General features: G+C 62.3%; 20 protein-coding genes. 9 read left to right on the forward strand and 11 right to left on the reverse strand.

Translation table 11 applies throughout. The features are described 5' to 3' along the window. The first annotated feature begins 20 nt into the window (after positions 1-20). The gene (locus tag FQ668_RS26650; RefSeq protein ID WP_014589205.1) at positions 21-1289 is read left to right on the forward strand and encodes an FAD/NAD(P)-binding oxidoreductase; all 1269 of its coding nucleotides are present in this window, start codon (positions 21-23) and stop codon (positions 1287-1289) included. Beyond that, positions 1286-2104, forward strand: a complete 819-nt coding sequence (locus tag FQ668_RS26655; protein ID WP_014589206.1) for a sulfite exporter TauE/SafE family protein — start codon at positions 1286-1288, stop codon at positions 2102-2104. Before FQ668_RS26650 ends, FQ668_RS26655 begins: the two co-directional genes overlap by 4 nt. On the opposite strand, the gene FQ668_RS26660 is transcribed toward FQ668_RS26655, so the two are convergent. Then, positions 2093-2980 carry a LysR family transcriptional regulator gene (locus tag FQ668_RS26660; RefSeq protein WP_053867749.1) on the reverse strand — a complete coding sequence of 296 codons (888 nt, stop codon included), beginning with the start codon at positions 2978-2980 and terminating at the stop codon, positions 2093-2095. The two genes, FQ668_RS26655 and FQ668_RS26660, sit on opposite strands and share 12 nt — an antisense overlap. Positions 2981-3214: 234 nt before the next feature. Here FQ668_RS26660 and FQ668_RS26665 point away from each other — a divergent pair, with 234 nt between their 5' ends. Then, a complete protein-coding gene (locus FQ668_RS26665) occupies positions 3215-4861 on the forward strand; it encodes a GMC family oxidoreductase (protein ID WP_053867748.1) in 1647 nt (548 codons plus the stop codon). Positions 4862-4958: 97 nt separating this feature from the next. Continuing rightward, positions 4959-6578: an MFS transporter gene (locus FQ668_RS26670; protein ID WP_053867747.1), complete on the forward strand. Its 1620-nt coding sequence runs from the start codon at positions 4959-4961 to the stop codon at positions 6576-6578. A gap of 174 nt (positions 6579-6752) precedes the next feature. Here the strand turns inward: FQ668_RS26670 and FQ668_RS26675 are convergent, their stop codons facing one another. From FQ668_RS26675 to glyQ, 4 genes are read right to left on the reverse strand one after another with little or no spacing between them, the layout of a single operon-like run. Beyond that, a complete protein-coding gene (locus FQ668_RS26675) occupies positions 6753-7538 on the reverse strand; it encodes a 1-acyl-sn-glycerol-3-phosphate acyltransferase (protein ID WP_019438060.1) in 786 nt (261 codons plus the stop codon). A gap of 46 nt (positions 7539-7584) precedes the next feature. After that, the gene (gene gmhB, locus FQ668_RS26680; RefSeq protein WP_003253129.1) at positions 7585-8112 is read right to left on the reverse strand and encodes a D-glycero-beta-D-manno-heptose 1,7-bisphosphate 7-phosphatase; all 528 of its coding nucleotides are present in this window, start codon (positions 8110-8112) and stop codon (positions 7585-7587) included. A 3-nt stretch (positions 8113-8115) separates the two neighbouring features. After that, the gene (gene glyS, locus FQ668_RS26685; RefSeq protein WP_014589212.1) at positions 8116-10170 is read right to left on the reverse strand and encodes a glycine--tRNA ligase subunit beta; all 2055 of its coding nucleotides are present in this window, start codon (positions 10168-10170) and stop codon (positions 8116-8118) included. Further along, the gene (gene glyQ, locus FQ668_RS26690; RefSeq protein ID WP_003253126.1) at positions 10167-11114 is read right to left on the reverse strand and encodes a glycine--tRNA ligase subunit alpha; all 948 of its coding nucleotides are present in this window, start codon (positions 11112-11114) and stop codon (positions 10167-10169) included. Before glyQ ends, glyS begins: the two co-directional genes overlap by 4 nt. An 83-nt stretch (positions 11115-11197) precedes the next feature. Between glyQ and FQ668_RS26695 the strand changes: the two genes are divergently transcribed. Together FQ668_RS26695 and FQ668_RS26700 are read left to right on the forward strand one after the other, a co-directional pair. Then, on the forward strand, positions 11198-11749 hold the full coding sequence (locus FQ668_RS26695) for a DNA-3-methyladenine glycosylase I (RefSeq protein ID WP_019438059.1): 552 nt from the start codon (positions 11198-11200) through the stop codon (positions 11747-11749). A gap of 41 nt (positions 11750-11790) precedes the next feature. Further along, positions 11791-12678 carry a lysophospholipid acyltransferase gene (locus FQ668_RS26700; RefSeq protein WP_003253121.1) on the forward strand — a complete coding sequence of 296 codons (888 nt, stop codon included), beginning with the start codon at positions 11791-11793 and terminating at the stop codon, positions 12676-12678. Positions 12679-12776: 98 nt separating this feature from the next. On the opposite strand, the gene FQ668_RS26705 is transcribed toward FQ668_RS26700, so the two are convergent. Genes FQ668_RS26705 through def form a run of 5 tightly spaced genes read right to left on the reverse strand, consistent with a single transcriptional unit; the run spans position 12777 to position 17306 of the window. After that, entirely contained in the window at positions 12777-13091 is a 315-nt protein-coding gene (locus FQ668_RS26705) for a tetratricopeptide repeat protein (protein ID WP_014589214.1), read from the reverse strand. Between the two features lie 11 nt (positions 13092-13102). Continuing rightward, positions 13103-14476, reverse strand: coding sequence for a Trk system potassium transporter TrkA (gene trkA / locus FQ668_RS26710; RefSeq protein ID WP_003253117.1), 1374 nt, complete (start codon positions 14474-14476; stop codon positions 13103-13105). A 23-nt stretch (positions 14477-14499) separates the two neighbouring features. After that, positions 14500-15810, reverse strand: a complete 1311-nt coding sequence (gene rsmB, locus FQ668_RS26715) for a 16S rRNA (cytosine(967)-C(5))-methyltransferase RsmB (protein ID WP_003253115.1) — start codon at positions 15808-15810, stop codon at positions 14500-14502. Beyond that, complete coding sequence (fmt, locus tag FQ668_RS26720) at positions 15807-16739, reverse strand: methionyl-tRNA formyltransferase (protein WP_014589216.1); 933 nt, start codon at positions 16737-16739, stop codon at positions 15807-15809. Before fmt ends, rsmB begins: the two co-directional genes overlap by 4 nt. Before the next feature lie 60 nt (positions 16740-16799). Beyond that, positions 16800-17306, reverse strand: coding sequence for a peptide deformylase (gene def / locus FQ668_RS26725; RefSeq protein WP_003253111.1), 507 nt, complete (start codon positions 17304-17306; stop codon positions 16800-16802). Positions 17307-17512: 206 nt separating this feature from the next. On the opposite strand from def, the gene dprA reads away from it, so the two are divergent. The 3 genes from dprA to FQ668_RS26745 all read left to right on the forward strand — a co-directional run bounded on the left by dprA (position 17513) and on the right by FQ668_RS26745 (position 19975). After that, positions 17513-18610: a DNA-processing protein DprA gene (dprA, locus tag FQ668_RS26730; protein WP_053867746.1), complete on the forward strand. Its 1098-nt coding sequence runs from the start codon at positions 17513-17515 to the stop codon at positions 18608-18610. A gap of 42 nt (positions 18611-18652) precedes the next feature. Continuing rightward, a complete protein-coding gene (locus tag FQ668_RS26735; protein ID WP_014589218.1) occupies positions 18653-19210 on the forward strand; it encodes an L-threonylcarbamoyladenylate synthase in 558 nt (185 codons plus the stop codon). A 447-nt stretch (positions 19211-19657) separates the two neighbouring features. Beyond that, the gene (locus FQ668_RS26745) at positions 19658-19975 is read left to right on the forward strand and encodes a hypothetical protein (RefSeq protein ID WP_014589219.1); all 318 of its coding nucleotides are present in this window, start codon (positions 19658-19660) and stop codon (positions 19973-19975) included. A 127-nt stretch (positions 19976-20102) separates the two neighbouring features. On the opposite strand, the gene FQ668_RS26750 is transcribed toward FQ668_RS26745, so the two are convergent. Continuing rightward, positions 20103-21080, reverse strand: coding sequence for an NADPH:quinone reductase (locus FQ668_RS26750; protein WP_014589220.1), 978 nt, complete (start codon positions 21078-21080; stop codon positions 20103-20105). Positions 21081-21150: the final 70 nt, after the last annotated feature.

Genomic DNA, 21150 nt, shown 5'->3' on the forward strand with positions numbered 1-21150 from the left:
GATTTCCAGGATTTGCCGCCATGCCTGCCTTGTTGTCCCCTGCCAATACCGACCACCACAAGGTGGTCATCGTCGGTGCCGGTGCCGCCGGGATCGCCACTGCTTCCAGCCTGACCAGCCGCGACCCATCGTTGGACGTCGCCTTGATCGACCCTGCCGAAGTGCACTACTACCAACCCGGCTGGACCATGGTCGGTGCCGGTGTGTTCAAGGCACCAAGCACTGCCCGCACCATGGCGTCGACCATTCCTCGCGGTGTGCGCTGGGTCAAGGCGCGGGTAAAGGGATTCGACCCATTGGCCCAGTTGGTCATCCTCGATGATGGTCGCGCCATCAGCTATGAACAGCTGATCGTCTGCCCCGGCCTCAAGCTGGACTGGGCGGCCATCGATGGGCTCAGCGAGACCCTCGGCCGCAACGGTGTCACCTCCAACTATCGCTACGACCTGGCGCCCTATACCTGGGAACTGGTGCAAAAGCTCAAGCAAGGACGCGCGTTGTTCAGCCAGCCGCCCATGCCGATCAAGTGCGCCGGTGCACCACAGAAGGCGCTGTACCTGTCTTGCGACCACTGGCTGCGCCATGGCCATTTGGGGGCGGTGAAAGCCAGCTTCTACAATGCGGGTGCCGTACTGTTCGGTGTCGCGGATTACGTGCCCGCGCTGATGAAGTACATCGAGAAATACGCCGTCGACCTCAACTTCTCCCACAGGTTGGTTGCCGTAGACGGCCCGGGAAAGCGCGCTACATTCTTGCGTACCCTGCCCGATGGCAGCAGCGAAACGCGCATCGAGGCCTTCGACATGCTGCACGTGGTACCGCCACAGGTGGCGCCAGACTTCATTCGCGAAAGCCCCTTGGCTGATAGCTCCGGCTGGGTTGACGTCGATCCGCATACCCTGCGCCATCGCAAATACACCAACGTTCATGCCCTGGGTGACGTGGCTAACACCAGCAATGCCAAGACCGCCGCTGCGGCGCGCAAGCAGGCACCGGTGGTCGCCAACAATGTGCTGGTGGCGCTGGGCAGGCTGGCGACCCTGGCTCAGTACGACGGCTATGGCTCGTGCCCGCTTACCGTCGAGCGCGGCAAGATTGTCCTGGCCGAGTTCACCTATGGCGGCAAGCTGGCACCGAGCTTCCCTAACTGGTTACTGGATGGCCGCAAGCCGACACGCCTGGCCTGGTTGCTCAAGGCACAGGCGCTGCCACCGTTGTACTGGCAAGGCATGCTCAAGGGGCGCGAGTGGTTGGCACGCCCGCAGCTGGTAGCCGAGGGTGGGCAGTGATCGAGCATCAACTGTTAGGGGCGGGCCTGGGCGCAATCATCGGCGCGGTGCTGGCGCTGACCGGCGCAGGCGGTGGCATTCTCGCAGTACCCTTGCTGGTGTTCGGCCTGGGGCTATCGATGGTCGAAGCGGCACCGGTGGGCCTGTTGGCTGTAGGTTTGGCTGCAGCGGTTGGTGCGGTGCTGGGCTTGCGCCAAGGTCTGGTGCGTTATAGGGCTGCGCTGTTCATTGCGTTGGTTGGTGTGGCAGCAGCGCCTTTCGGGCTGATGCTGGCGCACCGCCTGCCGAATGCACCGTTGCAGGTGGTATTCGCCGGCGTGCTGGTTTATGCCTGCCTGCGCATCTGGCGCAAGGCGGCCAAAGAACTGCGTGGCGAAGCCAATGACGCTCATCGCTTTATCGAGCCGTGCGTGCTGAACCCGTTGCAGGGGCGTTTGCGCTGGACCCTGCCCTGCGCGCGCGCACTGGCATTCACGGGTGCCTTGTCCGGGTTGTTGTCCGGCTTGCTGGGCGTGGGTGGGGGCTTCGTTATCATCCCGGCCCTGAACCGCTACACCAACCTGCGCATGGCCAGTATCGTCTCCACCTCGCTGGCAGTGATTGCCCTGGTCTCTACCGGCAGTGTGGTCAGCGCCAGCCTTGCGGGCGTCATGCACTGGCAGGTTGGCGCCCCGTTTGCCGTCGGCGCGGTGCTCGGCCTGCTGCTGGCGCGGCCCTTGGCAGCCAGGTTGGCCGGGCCGCGTCTGCAGCAAATGTTTGCCGTGGCAGGTTGGGCCGCAGCCCTGTTGTTGGCCGGCAAGGCACTACTCGGCTAGCAACTCGCTTTGTTCGGCCGCGCATAACGCCAGCAGGTAGTCCCACACCACCCGCAGGCGCACAGACTTGTGCAGCTCGCGGCGGGTGCAGATCCAGTAGCTGCGCTGGATGGTTTCTCCCGGCAGCACACGCACCAGTGTCGGGTCGTGGCGGGCCATGTAGTTGGGCAGCACGGCGATGCCCAGCCCGGCGCGGGCGGCGGCTTGCTGGGCAATCACGCTGGTGCTGCGAAAGACCACGTTGGGTGCTCGGCAGAAACTGTTGAGAAACAGCAGTTCCTGGCTGAACAGCAAATCGTCAACGTAGCCGATCCAGCTGTGCCGGGCCAGGTCTTCTCGGTGATGCAATGGCGGCGCACGGTCCAGATAGTCCTGGCTGGCGTACAGCGCCAGGCGGTAGTCGGTGAGTTTGCGGGTGATCAGCAGATCGGCGTTGGGTCGCTCCAGATGGATGCTGATTTCTGCCTCGCGGTTGAGGATGCTGACGAAACGCGGGACCGCAACCAGTTCCACCTCCAGGCCGGGGTAGCGCTCGAACAACGCGTTCATGCGTGGGGTGAAGAACATGATGCCGATGCCTTCGGTTACCCCAAGGCGAATCTTGCCCAGCGGGGTGATGGCCTGGGTGATTTCCTCCTGTGCCAGCAGGGCGACGTTCTCCATGGCTTCGGCATGCTTGAGCAGGGCTTGGCCCGAGGGGGTCAGCTCGTACCCCTGGGCATGTTGCACGAACAGCGCGGTCCCCAGGCTCTGCTCGATGCTCTCGATATGCCGGGCCACGGTGCTGTGGGTAGTGTTCAGGCGCTTGGCGGCGGTCAGCAGGCGGCCGCTGCGCTGCAACTCGAGGAAAAAACGCAGATCATTCCAGTCGAACATGCTTGTCCCTTATGGCAGTTCGTTCCGGCCTCTTCACGGGCATGCCCCACAGGTGTGGTCAACACCCTGAAGTTAACGTGATCCCTGAGGTGCGGGCGAGCCCGCGAAGAGGTCGGTACAGGCTTGCCACTGTGCTAAAACGCACAGCGGCTGCGCGAAATCTCGTGTTTCATCCACGAAATTACTCACTAAGATGGATCGGGACAAGAATAAAAAACAGGCGCGAGGTTGCACATGCCATCAGCCGATTCTGTCTTCGACTACGTGGTCGTAGGGGCCGGTCCTGCCGGATGCCTGCTGGCCAATCGTTTGTCCGCCGACCCTTCCTGCCGCGTGCTGCTGCTGGAGGCGGGTGGCCGTGACAATTATCCCTGGATCCATATCCCCGTCGGTTACCTCTACTGCATCGGCAATCCGCGCACAGACTGGTGCTTCAAGACCGAGGCACAGCCTGGGCTCGGCGGTCGCGCTTTGGGTTATCCAAGGGGCAAGGTGCTAGGTGGCTGTTCGTCGATCAACGGCATGATCTACATGCGGGGCCAAGCCGCCGACTATGACCATTGGGCCGCGCAAGGCAACGACGGCTGGGCGTGGAAAGATGTGTTACCGCTGTTCAAGGCCAGCGAAAACCACTTTGCCGGCGCCAGCGAGTACCACGGCGCGGAGGGCGAATGGCGGGTCGAGCGCCAACGCTACAGCTGGCCGATCCTTGATGCTTTCCGTGATGCCGCCGAGCAGAGCGGTATTGGCAAGGTCGACGATTTCAACACCGGCGACAACCAGGGTTGTGGATATTTTCAGGTCAACCAGCGCAGTGGTGTGCGCTGGAACGCTTCCAAAGCTTTCCTGCGGCCGATCAAGGATCGCGCCAACCTCACTGTGCTGACCGGCGTGCAGGTTGATCAGGTACTGCTCGACAACACCCGCGCAAGGGCGGTGAAGGCGCTCTGGCAAGGGGCTTGGCATGAGTTTGCGGCGCGCCGCGAGATCATCCTCTGTGCTGGGGCGGTTGGTTCACCGGGCATCCTCCAGCGCTCCGGCATCGGCCCGCGTCAGTTGCTGGAAAGCTTGGGCATTGGTGTTCGCCACGATATGCCTGGCGTTGGTGGCAACTTGCAGGACCACCTGCAACTGCGCCTGATCTACCAGATCCGCAACACCCGTACCTTGAACCAGATGGCCAACAGCCTGTGGGGCAAGATGGGCATGGGCCTGCGTTACCTCTACGACCGTAGCGGGCCGCTGGCCATGGCGCCGAGCCAGTTAGGCGCGTTCGTGCGTTCAAGCCCCGAACAGGCCACCGCCAACCTTCAGTATCACGTGCAGCCGCTGTCACTGGAACGCTTCGGTGAGCCGTTGCATCAGTTCCCGGCCTTTACGGCCTCGGTGTGCAACCTGCGCCCGGCCAGCCGTGGGCGCATCGACATCTGCAGCACCGACATGAATAGCACGCCGCTGATCGACCCCAATTACCTCAGTGCTCCGCAGGACTTGCGGGTTGCTGCCGATGCCATTCGCCTTACCCGGCGCATCGTCCAGGCCCCTGCCCTCGCCGCTTTCGAGCCCAAGGAATATTTGCCGGGCCCGGCGCTGCAAAGCGAGGAAGAACTGTTCGAGGCCGCTGGCAAGATCGGCACCACCATCTTCCACCCGGTCGGTACCTGTCGCATGGGCAACGGTGCCATGGACGTTGTGGATAACCAGCTGCGCGTGCATGGCATCCCCGGACTTCGCGTGGCTGATGCTTCGATCATGCCGCAGATAACTTCCGGCAATACGTGTTCCCCCACCCTGATGATCGCCGAAAAGGCGGCGCAACTGATCCTCAAAGGAGCTGCTACCCAGACCTACCTGAACGAAGACGCGTTACCGACGCCCTGACCCGGGTGCGTGCAGTACCGGCGGCTTGCGGTCAGAAGTCGCCGACAGTGGAACAACAAGAATAATCACTGTGGCCTAAGGGCCGAGGACAGCAACGATGTCGGATTACATCCAAGAGCAGGGTGCGGCGGCCAGCAGCTCCAGCCGCCGTGAAGAACGCAAGATCATTTTCGCGTCATCCCTCGGGACGGTTTTCGAGTGGTATGACTTTTTTCTCTATGGTGCGCTGGCAGCGGTCATCAGCAAGCAGTTCTTCGCTGGCGTGAACGATACCACCGCTTTCATCTTCGCCCTGATGGCCTTTGCTGCGGGCTTTCTGGTGCGGCCGTTTGGCGCGCTGGTGTTCGGCCGCCTGGGTGACATGATCGGGCGCAAGTACACCTTCCTGGTTACCATCGTGTTGATGGGCCTGTCCACTTTCGCTGTGGGGTTGTTGCCCACCTACGCCAGCATCGGCATCGCCGCACCGATCATCCTGGTGATCCTGCGCATGCTTCAGGGGCTGGCGCTGGGCGGTGAGTATGGCGGTGCAGCTACTTACGTGGCCGAGCATGCGCCGCCCGGCAAGCGTGGCTTACACACTGGTTTCATCCAGTCCACCGCAACGCTGGGCCTGTTGTTGTCGCTCTTGGTGGTGCTGGGTAGCCGGTATGTCAGTGGCGACCAGTTCGAAACCTGGGGCTGGCGCTTGCCGTTCCTGCTGTCGATCGTGCTGCTGGCGATCTCCACCTGGATTCGCATGAGCATGCACGAGTCGCCGGCCTTTGTGAAAATGAAGGCTCAGGGCAAGGTCAGCAAGTCGCCCATCCGTGAGTCATTCACCTCCTGGCCAAACCTGAAAGTGGTGCTTACCGCCCTGTTCAGCATCAACGCGGGGCAGGCTGTGACCTTCTACACGGCGCAGTTCTACGTTCTGTTCTTCATGACCCAGATGCTGAAAATGGACTCGGCTCAGGCCAACACCCTGCTCATCATCAGCGTTGTGATTGGCGCGCCGTTCTTCGTGTTCTTCGGCTGGTTGTCCGACCGTATCGGCCGCAAGCCGATCCTGATGTTCGGCCTGTTGCTGGCCACGGTACTGTACTTCCCACTGTTCAAGGCGCTGAGCCACTACGCCAACCCGCAGATCGACGCTGCCAGCCGTCAGGCGCCGATTGTGGTCACCGCCGACCCGCAAGGCTGCACATTCCAGTTCGACCCAGTGGGCAAGGCTCGTTTTGACAGCCCGTGCGACAAGGTCAAGACCTTCCTGGTCAAGCAGGGCCTGCCGTACAGCTCGGTAAGCGTGGCCGGCAGTGAAGTGGTGGTGAACATCGGTGACAAGACCATCAACGGCTTTGACGAAACCGCCATGCGTGCTGCAATCGAGCAGGCTGGTTACCCGGCCAAGGCGGACCCTGCGCAGGTCAACCAGGTAATGGTGGTGGTACTGATCGTGGCGATGATCCTGATCGCGACCATGACCTATGGTCCGTTGGCGGCGGTGATGGTCGAGCTGTTCCCGACCCGCATCCGCTACACCTCGATGTCGCTGCCCTACCACATTGGCAATGGCTGGTTTGGTGGTTTCCTGCCTACCGTATCGTTTGCGCTGGTGGTCTATACCGGGGATATCTTCTACGGGCTGTGGTACCCGGTGCTGGTGACCGGGATCAGTCTGGTGGTTGGGATCTTCTGTCTGAGAGAAACCAAGGATGTAGATATCGACAAAGTCTGATGTCCACATGCCATAAAAAAACCGGCTGTAAAAGCCGGTTTTTTTATACCTCAAAAAAACTTATGCACGATTTTCAGAAAAAATTCATACAAAGAAATAACTAGAAAATTCATACACTTAGCTATCAATTCAAGCATTTAATCCAAAAACTGCACACAAGTTATCCACAGAAGGTCAAGCCATCTGCTCCTGAGGTTTTTCCGCAGCTGGCGGCAGCGATCCCATGGCCCGCTGGGTCGCTTCGTTCCAAGCTGCAGCGCGGTCGTTGAGTTCGGCGATGGCACGTGGCCCAGTGCCGTTGGCGTACATCGGCTCACCAATTACCACTTCGATTGTACCGGCGCGCTTGCCCCAACCCGTCTTGGGCCAGAACTTGCCAGCGTTGTGGGCAATCGGCAGCACCGGCAGCCCGGCATTCACGGCCAGGGCGGTACCGCCGCGGGAGAACTTGCCGAGGGTGCCGAACGGTACACGGGTGCCTTCTGGGAAAATCAGCACCCACGTCTTCTGCTTGAGCAGTTCGTCACCCTTGCTCGCCACCTGGCGCAACGCTTCCTTGGGGTTGTCGCGGTTGATCGCGATGGGCCGCAGCATGGCCATGGCCCAGCCGAAGAACGGTACATACAGCAGCTCGCGCTTGAGCACCTGGCTAAGCGGCGAGAAGTACTGGGACAGGAAGAAGGTTTCCCAGGTGCTCTGGTGATTGGACAAAATCACGCAAGGCTCAGCTGGCACGTTCTCGGCGCCAGTGATCTTGTAGTCGATGCCCAAGATGGTGCGCACCAGAAACAGCGCGCAGCGGCACCAGTACACATTGATGAACTTGTAGCGCTTGGGGAACGACAGGAACGGCGCGACGAAGAAGCTCAGCGAGCACCACAGCAGCGAACTGGTGCCCAGCAGCAGGTAAAAAAGAAAGATTCTGATCGCCTGCAGGATCGACATAGTGGCTTGTACCATTGCGGGGCATGCCCGCCTGAGAAAAATGCGCCAGAAGGCGCACTGTTTAAATTAGTTCTCTGGCGATAGCTGCCAGATCGTCGAAAATCAGTGTAGTTTCCGGGACGCCTTTTTCCAGGGTCCGCTCGCCCTTGCCGGTCTTCACCAGCACGGGTTGTGCACCGACGGCCAGGGCGGCCTCCAGGTCACCTTTGCTGTCGCCGACGAACCAGACGCCTTCAAGGCCGATCTGGTAATGCTCGGCGATCGCCCGCAGCATGCCGGGCTTGGGCTTGCGGCAATCGCACCCCTCGTCCGGCCCATGCGGGCAATACACGATGTGGCCCACCTCGCCGCCCTGCTCGGCCACCAGCGCGCGCAGGCGCGCGTGCATGGCCTCAAGGGTTGCCAGCGGGTAGTAGCCACGGGCAATGCCGGACTGGTTGGTGGCCACGGCCACCGTCCAGCCCGCCTTGCTCAACTGCGCGATCGCATCGACCGAACCTGGGATCGGCACCCATTCTTCCAGCGTCTTGATGTACGCATCGGAGTCGTAGTTGATCACCCCGTCACGGTCGAGAATCAGCAGTTTCAAGGCTTACCCCAGCAGCGAAATGTCAGCCACGCCCAGGAACAGGCCGCGCAGGCGGCTGAGCAGGGCATAACGGTTGGCACGTACCTTGGCGTCTTCGGCGTTGACCATGACCGCCTCGAAGAAGGCATCGACCGGGTCACGCAGGGCCGCCAGGCGGGCCAGCGATTCGCTGTACTGACGTGCCGCAGCCATCGGTTGCACGGCCTGGTCGGCCTGCTGGATGGCCGAGTACAGGGAGAACTCGTTGGCATTGTCGAAGTACTTCGGCTCGACCTGCTCGGCGATGGCACCTTCGGCCTTGCTCAGCAGGTTCGACACGCGCTTGTTCACCGCGGCCAGGGCCTCGGCTTCCGGCAGTTTGCGGAACGCCTGCACGGCTTGTACGCGCTGGTCGAAGTCCAGGGCGGAGCCTGGCTGCAGTGCGCGTACCGACAGGTACGTGGCGACGTCGATACCTTCGTCTTCGTAACGCGCGCGCAGGCGGTCGAAAATGAACTCCAGTACTTGTTCGGCCAGGCCGGGGGCCTTGACCTTGGCGCCGAACTGCTTGACCGCAAACTCGACCGCACCGGTCAGGTCCAGGTCCAGTTGCTTCTCGATCAGGATACGCAGCACGCCCAGAGCAGCACGGCGCAGGGCGTACGGGTCCTTGCTGCCGGTAGGCAGCATGCCGATGCCAAAGATGCCCACCAGGGTGTCGAGCTTGTCGGCGATGGCCACGGCAGCACCGGTCAGGGTCTGCGGCAGCTCGGCGCCTGCACCGCGCGGCATGTACTGCTCGTTCAGGGCCAGGGCTACGTCTTCCGGCTCACCGTCGTTGAGCGCGTAGTAGTAACCGGCAACACCCTGCATTTCAGGGAATTCGCCGACCATCTCGGTGGCCAGGTCGCACTTCGACAGCAGGCCGGCACGGCCAGCGCGCTGGGCGTCGCCGCCGATCAGCGGAGCAATGAAGGCGGCCAGCCTGGAAACACGTTCAGCCTTGTCGTACACGGTGCCGAGCTGAGCCTGGAACACCACGTTCTTGAGACGTTCGTTGAAGGTTTCCAGTGGCTGCTTCTTGTCCTGCTTGAAGAAGAACTCGGCGTCGGTCAGGCGCGGGCGCACGACTTTTTCGTTGCCTTGCACGATCTGCTTCGGGTCGCGGCTTTCGACGTTGGCCACGGTAATGAAGCGCGGCAGCAGCTTGCCTTCGTTGTCCAGCAGGCAGAAGTACTTCTGGTTGTCCTGCATGGTGGTGATCAGGGCTTCTTGCGGTACCTCGAGGAAACGCTCCTCGAACGAGCACACCAGCGGCACCGGCCACTCGACCAGTGCGGTCACTTCGTCCAGCAGCGCCGGTGGCACGATGGCCGTGCCTTCCTGCTGCATGGCCAGCTCTGCGGTACGCTTGCTGATCAGCTCGCGGCGCTCGGCGAAGTCGGCCAGGACGTAGGCCTTGCGCAGGTCTTCGACGTAGTTGGCCGGGGTGGTGATGAGCACGTTTTCCGGATGGTGGAAGCGGTGGCCACGGGATTCACGCCCGGCCTTCTGCGACAGGATGGTGCAGTCGACCACCTGATCGCCCAGCAGCATCACCAGCCATTGGGTCGGGCGTACGAACTCTTCACGGCTGGCCGCCCAGCGCATGCGCTTGGGAATCGGCAGGTCGTTCAGCGAATCTTCGACGATGGTCGGCAGCAGCCCAACGGTAGCCTTGCCCGGGATGTGCTGGGAGAAGCGCAGCTTGGGGCCGCTCTGGTCGATCTCGGCCAGTTCCACACCGCACTTCTTGGCGAAGCCCAGCGCAGCCTGGGTCGGCTCGCCTTCGGCGTTGAAGGCAGCCTGCAGGGGCGGGCCGTCGATGTTGATGCTGCGGTCAGGCTGCTGCACGTCCAGCTGGCGAATCAGCACGGCCAGACGACGCGGCGCGGCGTACACCTGCTTGCCGGTGTAATTCAGGCCAGCAGCCTGCAGGCCTTTTTCGATACCGGCCAGGAAGGCGTCGCCAAGGCTGGCGAGGGCCTTGGGTGGCAGCTCTTCGGTGCCCAGTTCTACCAGGAAATCTTGAGCACTCATTGTGCAGCCTCCAGCTTAGCCAACACTTCGTCACGCAGTTCAGGGGTGGCCATCGGGAAGCCCAGGCGTGCGCGGGCTTGCAGATAGCTTTGCGCCACGTCCCGGGCCAGGGTACGTACACGCAGGATGTAACGCTGGCGCTCGGTTACCGAGATGGCGCGGCGGGCGTCCAGCAGGTTGAAGGTGTGCGAGGCCTTCAGGACCATTTCATAGGTCGGCAGCGGCAGCTCCAGCTTGATCAGGCGGTTGGCTTCGCTTTCGTAGAAATCGAACAGTTCGAACAGTTTGTCGACGTTGGCATGTTCAAAGTTGTAGGTCGACTGCTCCACCTCGTTCTGGTGGAACACGTCGCCATAGGTGACCTTGCCGAACGGGCCGTCGGCCCACACCAGGTCGTACACCGAATCGACGCCCTGGATGTACATGGCCAGGCGCTCCAGGCCGTAGGTGATTTCACCGGTGACCGGGTAGCACTCGATGCCGCCGACTTGTTGGAAGTAGGTGAACTGGGTGACTTCCATGCCGTTGAGCCAGATTTCCCAGCCCAGACCCCAGGCGCCGAGGGTCGGCGATTCCCAGTTGTCTTCGACGAAACGAATGTCGTGCACCAGCGGATCCAGACCGATGGCTTTCAGCGAGCCGAGGTACAGCTCCTGGAAGTTGGCCGGGTTCGGTTTGAGCACCACCTGGAACTGGTAGTAGTGCTGCAGGCGGTTGGGGTTTTCGCCATACCGCCCGTCGGCAGGACGACGGCTAGGCTGCACATAGGCGGCGTTCCAGGTTTCTGGACCCACGGCGCGCAGGAATGTAGCGGTGTGGAAAGTGCCGGCGCCTACTTCCATATCGTAGGGCTGAAGTACCACACAACCTTGAGCTGCCCAGTAGTTCTGCAGGGCGAGGATCAGGTCTTGGAAGGTACGCACGGCTGGCGTAGGCTGGCTCACGAAATTCACCTGTATCTGGGGATGCGGATGTAAAGAGCGGGAGTATAACCTGATTCGCCTCGCCCTCTACTCATTGGAGCCTTATGCCACGCTGCTTTTGGTGTACCGACGATCCGTTGTACCAGGCCTACCACGACCAGGAATGGGGAATGCCACAGCGCGACCCGGCGTTGCTCTTCGAGATGCTTTTGCTCGAAGGGTTCCAGGCGGGGCTTTCGTGGATTACCGTTTTGCGCAAACGCGAGCGTTATCGTCAGGTGATGTACGGCTTCGACCCGGTAAAGCTGGCGGCCATGAGCGACGAACGCATCGAAGAATTGATGCAGGATGCAGGCATCATCCGCAATCGCCTCAAGCTCAAGGCTGCACGGCGCAATGCCCAGGCCTGGCTGGCTGTGGATAACCCTGCCGAATGGCTGTGGTCGTTCATCGGCGGCTCGCCGAAGATCAACCACTTCAAGCAGCGCAGCGATGTGCCGGCGGTCACCGATGAAGCCAAGGCAATGAGCAAGGCCCTGCAGAAAGCTGGCTTCACGTTCGTCGGTCCGACCATCTGCTACGCCTTCATGCAGGCCACCGGCATGGTCATGGACCACACCACCGACTGCGATCGCTACGCCGCCTTGTTGCGCTGAGGGGTTACAATGCGCGCCTTGCTGAAATAAGGAATTCGCCTGTGGAAAAGTTCAAGGGCGCCCTGATGGTCGGGGTGCTGCGCCTGTTTGCCAAGCTGCCCTGGGGCGCTGTGCAGCGTGTCGGCGCCGGTATTGGCTGGCTGATGTGGAAAATCCCCAACAGTTCGCGCAACGTGGTACGGATCAACCTGGCCAAATGCTTCCCGGAGATGGACCCGGTTGCCCGTGAGCAACTGGTGGGCCAGGCGCTGCGGGATATCGGTAAATCCTTTGTCGAAAGTGCCTGTGCCTGGATCTGGCCGCCGCAACGCTCGCTGGAGCTGGTCAAGGAAGTGCATGGCCTGGAAGTGCTGGAGCAGGCCCTGGCCTCGGGTAAAGGCGTGGTCGGCATCACCAGCCACCTGGGCAACTGGGAAGTGCTGAACCACTTCTACTGCAACCAGTGCAAACCGATCATCTTCTACCGCCCGCCGAAGCTGAAGGCGGTGGATGACCTGCTGCGCGAGCAGCGCGTGCAGATGGGCAATCGCGTGGCACCGTCGACCAAGGAAGGCATCCTCAGCGTGATCAAGGAAGTGCGCCGTGGTGGCCAGGTGGGTATTCCTGCCGACCCGGAGCCGGCGGAATCGGCGGGCGTGTTCGTGCCGTTCCTCGGCACCCAGGCGCTGACCAGCAAGTTCGTGCCGAACATGCTGGCCGGTGGCAAGGCGGTGGGTGTGTTCCTGCATGCGCTGCGGTTGCCGGATGGCTCGGGCTTCAAGGTGTTCCTCGAAGCTGCGCCGGAAGAGATGTACAGCACCGATGTGAATGTGTCGGCGGCGGCGATGAGCAAAGTGGTCGAGCGTTATGTACGCGAGTACCCGAGCCAGTACATGTGGAGCATGAAGCGCTTCAAGAAGCGCCCGGCTGGTGAGCCGCGCTGGTATTAAGCCATTCATCGCCCTCTGGTAGGAGCGGGTTTACCCGCGAATGCGATGTTGGATTCACCGACGCATTCGCGGGTAAACCCGCTCCTACAGGGGCCGCGTCAACCCGCTGCTTTGTTGAGCTTCTTCAGGAATACGGTCATCTCTTTCTCGGCTTGCTTGTCGCCATGGGCCTGCGCCGCCACGATCCCGTCTTCCCACGCCTTGCGCGCCGCCGCCAGGTCACCCTGCAACTGATAGGCCTTGCCCAGAAGCTTCCACGCTGCCGAGTATTTCGGATCCTGCTCTACACAGCGCGCCAGGTGTACCGCCGCTTCAGCGCCGTTGCCTTCATCCAGCCAAGCCTTGCCCAGACCAAACCTCAGCAGTGGGTTATCCACACCCTTGGCCAGCATCTTCTCCAGCGACTCGCGCATGCCCTCTTCTCCTAGAAGAAACTCAAGCCGACGTGGAATAGCTTCTCCACATCACGAATGTGCTTTTTATCCACAACGAACAGGATTACATGGTCACCCGATTCGATCACGGTGTCGTCGTGGGCAATCATCACCTCTTCGTCACGGATGATCGCGCCGATGGTGGTTCCCGGTGGCAGGGCAATGTTCTCGATCGCCTTGCCGACCACCTTGCTCGACTTCGAATCGCCATGTGCCACCGCCTCGATCGCTTCGGCCGCACCGCGGCGCAGCGAGTGCACGCTGACAATGTCGCCCCGGCGCACGTGCGCCAGCAGGGTGCCGATGGTGGCGAGCTGCGGGCTGATGGCAATGTCGATATCGCCGCCCTGCACCAGGTCGACATAAGCCGGGTTGTTGATGATGGTCATCACCTTGCCTGCGCCCAGGCGCTTGGCCAGCAAGGACGACATGATGTTGGCTTCGTCATCGTTGGTCAGGGCCAGGAAAATATCGGCGTCGGCGATGTTCTCTTCGAGCATCAGGTCTTTGTCCGAGGCGCTGCCCTGCAGCACCACAGTGCTTTCGAGGGTATCGGAGAGGTGCCGGCAACGCGCCGGGCTCATCTCGATGATCTTCACCTGATATCGGCTTTCGATGGCCTCCGCCAGGCGCTCGCCGATCTGCCCGCCGCCGGCGATGACAATGCGTTTATTGGTTTCGTCGATGCGGCGCAGTTCGCCCATCACGGCGCGGATATCCTTCTTCGCGGCAATGAAGAACACCTCGTCGTCGGCTTCGATCACCGTGTCGCCACGCGGGGTGATCGGCCGATCACGGCGGAAGATGGCCGCCACGCGGGTGTCGACGTTGGGCATATGCGCACGGATCTGGCGCAATTGCTGGCCGACCAGCGGGCCGCCATAGTAGGCCTTCACTGCCACGAGCTGGGCCTTGCCCTCGGCGAAATCGATCACCTGCAGCGAGCCTGGGTGTTCGATCAGGCGCTTGATGTAATTGGTCACCACCTGCTCGGGGCTGATCAGAACGTCGACCGGGATATGGTCGTTGTCGAACAGCTCTTCGCGGGTCAGGTAGGACGATTCGCGCACCCGTGCAATCTTGGTCGGGGTATGGAACAGCGAATAGGCCACCTGGCAGGCAACCATGTTGGTCTCGTCACTGTTGGTTACTGCCACCAGCATGTCGGCGTCGTCGGCACCGGCCTGACGCAGTACCGTCGGCAGTGAGCCACGGCCCTGGACGGTGCGGATGTCCAGGCGGTCGCCGAGGTCGCGCAGGCGGTCGCCGTCGGTGTCGACCACGGTAATGTCGTTGGCTTCGCTGGCCAGGTGTTCAGCCAGCGTACCGCCTACCTGCCCTGCGCCGAGGATGATGATCTTCATGCGCTACTCCCTATCCTTTGTTCTTATCCGCGCGAGGCGGCGATCTTGATCAGCTTGGCATAGTAGAAACCGTCGTGGCCGCCTTCCTGGGCCAGCAACTGACGGCCGTGGGGCTGGCGCAGGCCGGCTTCGGTCGCCAGGTCCAGCTCACGGGCGCCCGGGGTGCGGGCGAGGAAGGCTTTGATCACTTCAGTGTTTTCGGTTGGCAAGCTGGAGCAGGTGGCGTATAGCAGCATGCCGCCCACTTCCAAGGTCGGCCACAGGGCATCGAGCAACTCGCCTTGCAGCGTGGCCAAAGCCGGGATGTCATCGGCTTGGCGGGTCAGCTTGATGTCCGGGTGGCGGCGAATCACGCCGGTGGCCGAGCACGGCGCGTCGAGCAGAATGCGCTGGAATGGCTTGCCGTCCCACCAGCTGGCAGTGTCGCGGGCATCGCAGGCGATCAGCTCGGCGTCCAGCTGCAGGCGGTCGAGGTTTTCTCGCACGCGGGTCAGGCGCTTGGCTTCGAGGTCGATGGCCACCATGTGGGCCAGGCCAGCCTCGGCCTCCAGCAGGTGGCAGGTTTTGCCGCCCGGTGCGCAGCAAGCATCGAGCACGCGTTGGCCGGGGGCCAGTTCCAGCAGGTCGGCAGATAGCTGCGCAGCTTCGTCCTGCACGCTCACCCAGCCTTCGGCGAAGCCTGGCAGGCCGCGCACGTCGCAGGCTTCGGCCAGCACGATGCCATCCCGGCTGTACTGGCATGCGCTGGCGCCAATGCCGGCTTCGGCCAGCAGTGCCAGGTAGGCATCGCGGCTATGGTGACGGCGGTTGACCCGCAGAATCATCGGAGGGTGGGCATTGTTGGCGGCGCAGATGGCTTCCCACTGCTCTGGCCAGAAGGCTTTCAGCGCCTTCTGCAGCCAGCGCGGGTGGGCGGTACGCACCACCGGGTCGCGCTCCATGCCGGCGAGCAGTTCCTCGCCTTCGCGCTGGGCACGGCGCAGTACGGCATTGAGCAGGCCCTTGGCCCACGGCTTCTTCAGTTTGTCGGCACAGCCCACGGTCTCGCCGATGGCGGCATGTGCCGGAATGCGGGTGTAGAACAGCTGGTACAGGCCGACCAGCAGCAGCGCCTGAACATCGGCATCGGCTGCCTTGAAGGGCTTTTGCAGCAGCTGTGCGGCCAGCAGGTCGAGGCGTGGCTGCCAACGTGCGGTGCCGAACGCCAGGTCCTGGGTCAGGCCGCGGTCGCGTTCATCTACCTTGTCCAGTTGCGCCGGCAGCGAGCTGTTCAGCGAAGCCTTGCCGCTGAGCACAGCGGCCAGCGCACGGGCGGCGGCGAGGCGTGGGTTCATTGGCCCAGCACCTTGCCAGCGGCGAACTTCTCGCGGCGGCTGTTGAACAGGTCACTGAAGCTCAATGCCTTGCCGCCAGGCAGTTGCAGGCGGGTCAGGCTCAGGGCTTGGTCACCGCAAGCAACTACGAGGCCGTCCTTGCTGGCGGAAAGTATCTCGCCTGGGGCGCCTTGGCCTGTGGACAGGTTGGCGGCCAGCACCTTGACGCTTTCACCATCCAGAGTGCTGTGACACACCGGCCATGGGTTGAAGGCGCGGATCAGGCGTTCCAGCTCGACAGCCGGGCGGGTCCAGTCGATACGCGCTTCGTCCTTGTTCAGTTTGTGCGCGTAGGTGGCCAGGGCATCGTCCTGTATTTCGCCTTGCAGCGAACCGTCAGCCAGGCCGGCGATGGCCCGAACGACTGCGGGCGGGCCCATTTTGGCCAGGCGATCGTGCAAGGTGCCGCCGGTGTCGTCGGCGCTGATCGGGGTGACTACCTTGAGCAGCATCGGGCCGGTGTCCAGACCTGCTTCCATGCGCATGACGGTCACGCCGCTTTCGGCGTCGCCAGCTTCCACGGCGCGCTGGATCGGCGCGGCACCGCGCCAGCGTGGCAGCAGGGAGGCGTGGCTGTTGATGCAGCCCAGGCTCGGGATATCCAGCACCACTTGCGGCAGGATCAGGCCGTAGGCGACCACTACCATCAGGTCTGGTTTCAGTGCGGCCAGTTCGGCCTGGGCATCGGCGTTGCGCAGGGTCTGCGGCTGGAACACCGGGATGTCATGGGCCACGGCCAGTGCCTTGACCGCACTTGGCATCAGCTTCTGGCCACGGCCGGCCGGGCGGTCGGGCTGGGTGTAGACGGCCACGATCTCGTAGGGGCTGTCGAGCAGGGCCTTGAGGTGTTCGGCGGCAAACTCTGGAGTGCCTGCAAAGACGATGCGCATGGAGTTCTCGCTTCAAAAAAGAAAAAGGCTTGCCGGAGCAAGCCTTCAGGAAGGTGGGGATCAGGCTTGCTGGCGGTGCTGCTTTTCCAGCTTCTTCTTGATCCGGTCGCGCTTGAGCTGCGACAGGTAGTCGACGAACAGCTTGCCGTTGAGGTGATCGAATTCGTGCTGGACGCACACCGCCAGCAGGCCTTCGCATTCCAGTTCGAACGGCTTGCCGTCGCGGTCCTGGGCCTTGACCCGGACACGCAGCGGGCGGTCGACGTTCTCGTAGAAGCCCGGTACCGACAGGCAGCCTTCCTGGTACTGGCCCATGTCATGGGTCAGCTCTTCGACCGACGGGTTGATGAAGACGCGCGGTTCGCTGCGGTCTTCGCTGAGGTCCATGACCACAACCTGTTTGTGCACGTTCACCTGGGTAGCGGCCAGGCCGATGCCAGGGGCTTCGTACATGGTTTCAAACATGTCGTCGATCAGCTGACGCAGGGCGTCGTCGAACTCCGTCACCGGTTTGGCGAGGGTGCGCAGGCGCGGGTCCGGGAATTCGAGAATGTTCAAGATGGCCATAAGGTCAGGCAGTCACTGTGCGTTCGGTTGAAAACTGAGCACACATAATAAAGGGAAACGGGGATTTCGGCACCTGGCAAGCTCGTCTAGGGTGACTATGGGCTTGATAGCCCCCAATCAATGGACAGCTTTTCAAAGTGTTACTCACAGAGTTATCCACAGTTTGTACCACGTAAATGGCCCTGTTTCGATCAAGGATGATCTCAATGCCCAGTCACCATTCGTCGCCCTGCCCGCCTGCCGAACTGGAGGCACGCTTACGCCTGCATCGCCTCCCTGAGGCTGGACTGCGACGCTTTCGAACGTTGCTCGAAGCCTTCGGCAGTGCCTCCTCCGCGCTCAGTGCTCCCGCTTCGGCCTGGCGAGCGTTGGGCATTCCCCAAGCCACCATCGATGCCCGGCGCAGTGCCGAGGTACGCGATGGCGCACTGGCCGCAAGGGCTTGGCTGGAGCGCCCTGGCCAGCATTTGCTGATGTGGGACGGCCCAGGCTACCCAGCCTTGCTGGCAGAAATCGACGATGCCCCACCCCTGCTTTTTGTCGCTGGCGAACCTGCCTTGCTCGATCGTCCTCAGTTGGCCATCGTGGGCAGCAGACGTGCCACACCTCCGGCGCTCGACACCGCCCGGGCATTTTCCCGCTACCTCGCGCAGGCCGGTTTCACCATTACCAGCGGGCTGGCGGTAGGTGTCGACGGTGCCGCTCATCGGGCCGCGTTGCAGGCTGGCGGCGGCACGATTGCCGTGCTCGGTACGGGGTTGCAAAAACTTTATCCACAGCGCCATCGGGACCTTGCGCAGGCGATGATCGACAACGGCAGCGCGCTGGTTTCCGAGTATCCCCTGGATGCCGGGCCGCTGCCCGGCAACTTCCCCCGGCGCAACCGCATCATCAGTGGGCTGTCGCTCGGTGTGCTGGTGGTCGAGGCGAGCCTCGCCAGCGGCTCGCTGATCACGGCGCGTCTGGCGGCGGAACAAGGCCGCGAGGTGTACGCCATTCCGGGCTCCATTCATCACCCAGGGGCCAAGGGCTGTCACCAGCTGATTCGTGATGGGGCGCTGCTGGTGGAAACGGTGGAGCAGATCCTGGAAAGCTTGCAGGGTTGGCAGAACCTGCCGCCTGCGGTTATGGACAGATTCGACCACCCCCTGCTCGCCCTTCTGCATGCCGCACCCCAGACCAGTGAAAGCCTGGCCCACTGCAGCGAGCAGCCGCTGGCCGACGTGCTGGCGCAGTTGACCGAGCTGGAGCTGGAAGGCCGGGTCAGCAATGAAGCCGGGCGTTGGTTTGCCCGCGCGGGCTAAGTACACTGCGCACAAGCAAGGTATTCAGGCGGAGAAACAGCAATGGTGAGCAGTTTTCGTGTGCAACAAGCCGCACGTGAGATCCGGGCGGGCGCGGTGATCGCCTACCCGACGGAAGCGGTCTGGGGCCTGGGCTGCGACCCATGGAACGAGGACGCGGTGTATCGCCTGCTGGCGCTGAAGTCGCGCCCTGTGGATAAAGGGCTGATTCTGGTCGCTGACAATATCCGTCAGTTCGACTTCCTGTTCGAGGACTTCCCCGAGGACTGGATCGACCGTATGGGCAGCACCTGGCCGGGGCCGAACACCTGGCTGGTGCCGCACCAGGACCTGTTGCCCGAGTGGGTGACTGGGCAGCATGACACGGTGGCGCTGCGGGTCAGTGATCACCCGGTGGTGCGTGAACTGTGCGCGCTGGTGGGGCCGCTGATTTCCACCTCGTGCAACCCCGGCGGGCGCCCGGCGGCGAAGACCCGGTTGCGGGTGGAGCAATACTTCCACGGCCAGTTGGACCTGGTGCTTGGCGGCGCGCTGGGGGGGCGGAAAAACCCGAGTGTGATTCGCGACCTGGCAACCGGCGAAGTCGTTCGCCCGGGTTGATACCTATCCACAGGCCTGGCTCGGGACTCGGGCCCCTGTGGGAGCGGGCGCGCCCGCGAAGAATACAACCCGGTGCCTGGCACGGGCTTCGCCCGTGTTCGCGGGCATGCCCGCTCCCACAGGTTCGGGCCTAGCCACCGGAGATTTTTCTGATTTTGTCTCGAATGGTTGTCCGGTTTGAGGATTGGGAAATATCCTACGACCCGCGTCTCCTTCCATCACCTTCTAAGTGGGAACCTCTGCCTCTAGGCTCTATCCGTCGCCGAATAACTTGGCGATCGGGTGTGGTAGCCCGGATGCATTTTTTCCATGACAGTCTATGGTGGCTGTGCGTGGGAGGCTTTCGAGCCTGCCTGGATTGGAAAATGCCCGGGTCTACCACCTCGCGTACAGTCGCCACCCATTCACGTGGTAGTGAAGGTTGGCGGCCTTGAGGAGCATTTTCCAATGATGAAGAAAATAGTCCCCGATCCACCTCTCCAATGCACCTCCACCCGCCCCTTCGGCCGCTGCGATGCCGGCCACGATCCACTCTTCACCGTCAACCCAAACATTTCTGCCGAGGACGCTCTGGTCCACGTAGCCCTGTACCTGCGCAGCGCTTACGAAACCGGCTACAAAGCTTTGGACTACATGCGTGAAGAAGGCCGTGGCATGTTCTGGTCGAACCTGCATGCGATTGAAATGGCAGAGGGTGTGATCGAGGCGATACTCGATGGCATCGAGTCGACTCCACCGCCGACAAACCGACCCTCACAGGCATAGCGAAGCTATCGAGGCCGACGCAGTACCTGTGGGAGCGGGCTTGCCCGCGAACACCGGCAAAGCCGGTGCCATCCATCGCGGTGGCTTCTTCGCGGGTAAACCCGCTCCTACAGGGAATGTGTGTGGCTCAGGGGATTAGTACAGTCGATCCTACAGTCCGCCGCGCCGACAGCTCTGCCTGCGCCTTGGCCGCCTCGCTCAGTGGATACCGCTGCTGGATATCCACAACCAGCTTCCCGCTCGCAATCATCGCAAACAGGTCATCGGCCATGGCCTGGGTGTTCTCGGCATTGTTGGCATAGGTGGCCAAGGTCGGCCGGGTGACATACAGCGAGCCCTTCTGCGCCAGGATCCCCAGGTTCACCCCGCTCACCGCACCGGAAGCGTTGCCAAAGCTCACCATCAACCCACGCGGGCGCAGGCAGTCCAGCGAGGTCAGCCAGGTGTCGGCACCCACGCCGTCATACACCACCGGGCATTTCTTGCCGTCGGTCAGCTCCAGTACGCGCTTGACCACATCTTCACGGCTGTAGTCGATGGTCGCCCAAGCCCCCAGCGCCTTGGCCCGCTCTGCCTTCTCGGCAGAGCTCACGGTGCCGATCAGCTTGGCGCCCAGGGCCTTGGCCCACTGGCAAGCCAGCGACCCTACACCACCGGCTGCGGCATGGAACAGGATCACATCACCCGCCTTCACCTCATAGGTCTGCTTCAACAGGTACTGTACGGTCAAACCCTTGAGCATCACCGCTGCCGCCTGCTCGAAGCTGATGGTGTCCGGCAGCTTGACCAGGTTGGCTTCCGGTAGCGTATGCACCTCGCTGTAGGCGCCCAGCGGGCCGCCGGCATGTGCCACACGGTCTCCTACCTTCAGCCGGGACACGCCTTCGCCCACGGCCTCTACCACACCTGCCGCTTCGGTACCCAGGCCAGAAGGCAGGGACGGCGGCGCATACAGCCCGCTTCGGAAGTAGGTATCGATGAAGTTCAGGCCGATCGCATGGTTACGCACACGCACCTGCTGTGGCCCAGGCGGGGTGGGTTCGAATTCCACAAACTGCAGCACTTCCGGGCCGCCATGCTGGCTGAACTGGATACGCTTGGCCATCTCGCACTCCTGTAGTCGGGATCGGGAAAGGCCTTCTATCGGACGCCTTTGCTTGGTCGTCGTCAACTGC

It is taken from the genome of Pseudomonas sp. Kh14 (genome assembly GCF_900291005.1).
In the GTDB taxonomy this organism is placed as follows: domain Bacteria; phylum Pseudomonadota; class Gammaproteobacteria; order Pseudomonadales; family Pseudomonadaceae; genus Aquipseudomonas; species Aquipseudomonas alloputida.

Bases quoted from the DNA above. Each gene is read 5' to 3' on its own strand.
- rsmB (WP_003253115.1), bottom strand. From the start codon at position 15,810: ATGAACCCACGCCTCGCCGCCGCCCGTGCGCTGGCCGCTGTGCTCAGC.
- fmt (WP_014589216.1), bottom strand. From the start codon at position 16,739: ATGCGCATCGTCTTTGCAGGCACTCCAGAGTTTGCCGCCGAACACCTC.
- FQ668_RS26675 (WP_019438060.1), bottom strand. From the start codon at position 7,538: ATGGTACAAGCCACTATGTCGATCCTGCAGGCGATCAGAATCTTTCTT.
- glyS (WP_014589212.1), bottom strand. From the start codon at position 10,170: ATGAGTGCTCAAGATTTCCTGGTAGAACTGGGCACCGAAGAGCTGCCA.
- FQ668_RS26750 (WP_014589220.1), bottom strand. From the start codon at position 21,080: ATGGCCAAGCGTATCCAGTTCAGCCAGCATGGCGGCCCGGAAGTGCTG.
- def (WP_003253111.1), bottom strand. From the start codon at position 17,306: ATGGCCATCTTGAACATTCTCGAATTCCCGGACCCGCGCCTGCGCACC.
- FQ668_RS26660 (WP_053867749.1), bottom strand. From the start codon at position 2,980: ATGTTCGACTGGAATGATCTGCGTTTTTTCCTCGAGTTGCAGCGCAGC.
- FQ668_RS26670 (WP_053867747.1), top strand. From the start codon at position 4,959: ATGTCGGATTACATCCAAGAGCAGGGTGCGGCGGCCAGCAGCTCCAGC.
- dprA (WP_053867746.1), top strand. From the start codon at position 17,513: ATGCCCAGTCACCATTCGTCGCCCTGCCCGCCTGCCGAACTGGAGGCA.
- FQ668_RS26650 (WP_014589205.1), top strand. From the start codon at position 21: ATGCCTGCCTTGTTGTCCCCTGCCAATACCGACCACCACAAGGTGGTC.
- trkA (WP_003253117.1), bottom strand. From the start codon at position 14,476: ATGAAGATCATCATCCTCGGCGCAGGGCAGGTAGGCGGTACGCTGGCT.
- FQ668_RS26665 (WP_053867748.1), top strand. From the start codon at position 3,215: ATGCCATCAGCCGATTCTGTCTTCGACTACGTGGTCGTAGGGGCCGGT.
- FQ668_RS26745 (WP_014589219.1), top strand. From the start codon at position 19,658: ATGATGAAGAAAATAGTCCCCGATCCACCTCTCCAATGCACCTCCACC.
- FQ668_RS26735 (WP_014589218.1), top strand. From the start codon at position 18,653: ATGGTGAGCAGTTTTCGTGTGCAACAAGCCGCACGTGAGATCCGGGCG.
- FQ668_RS26695 (WP_019438059.1), top strand. From the start codon at position 11,198: ATGCCACGCTGCTTTTGGTGTACCGACGATCCGTTGTACCAGGCCTAC.
- FQ668_RS26705 (WP_014589214.1), bottom strand. From the start codon at position 13,091: ATGCGCGAGTCGCTGGAGAAGATGCTGGCCAAGGGTGTGGATAACCCA.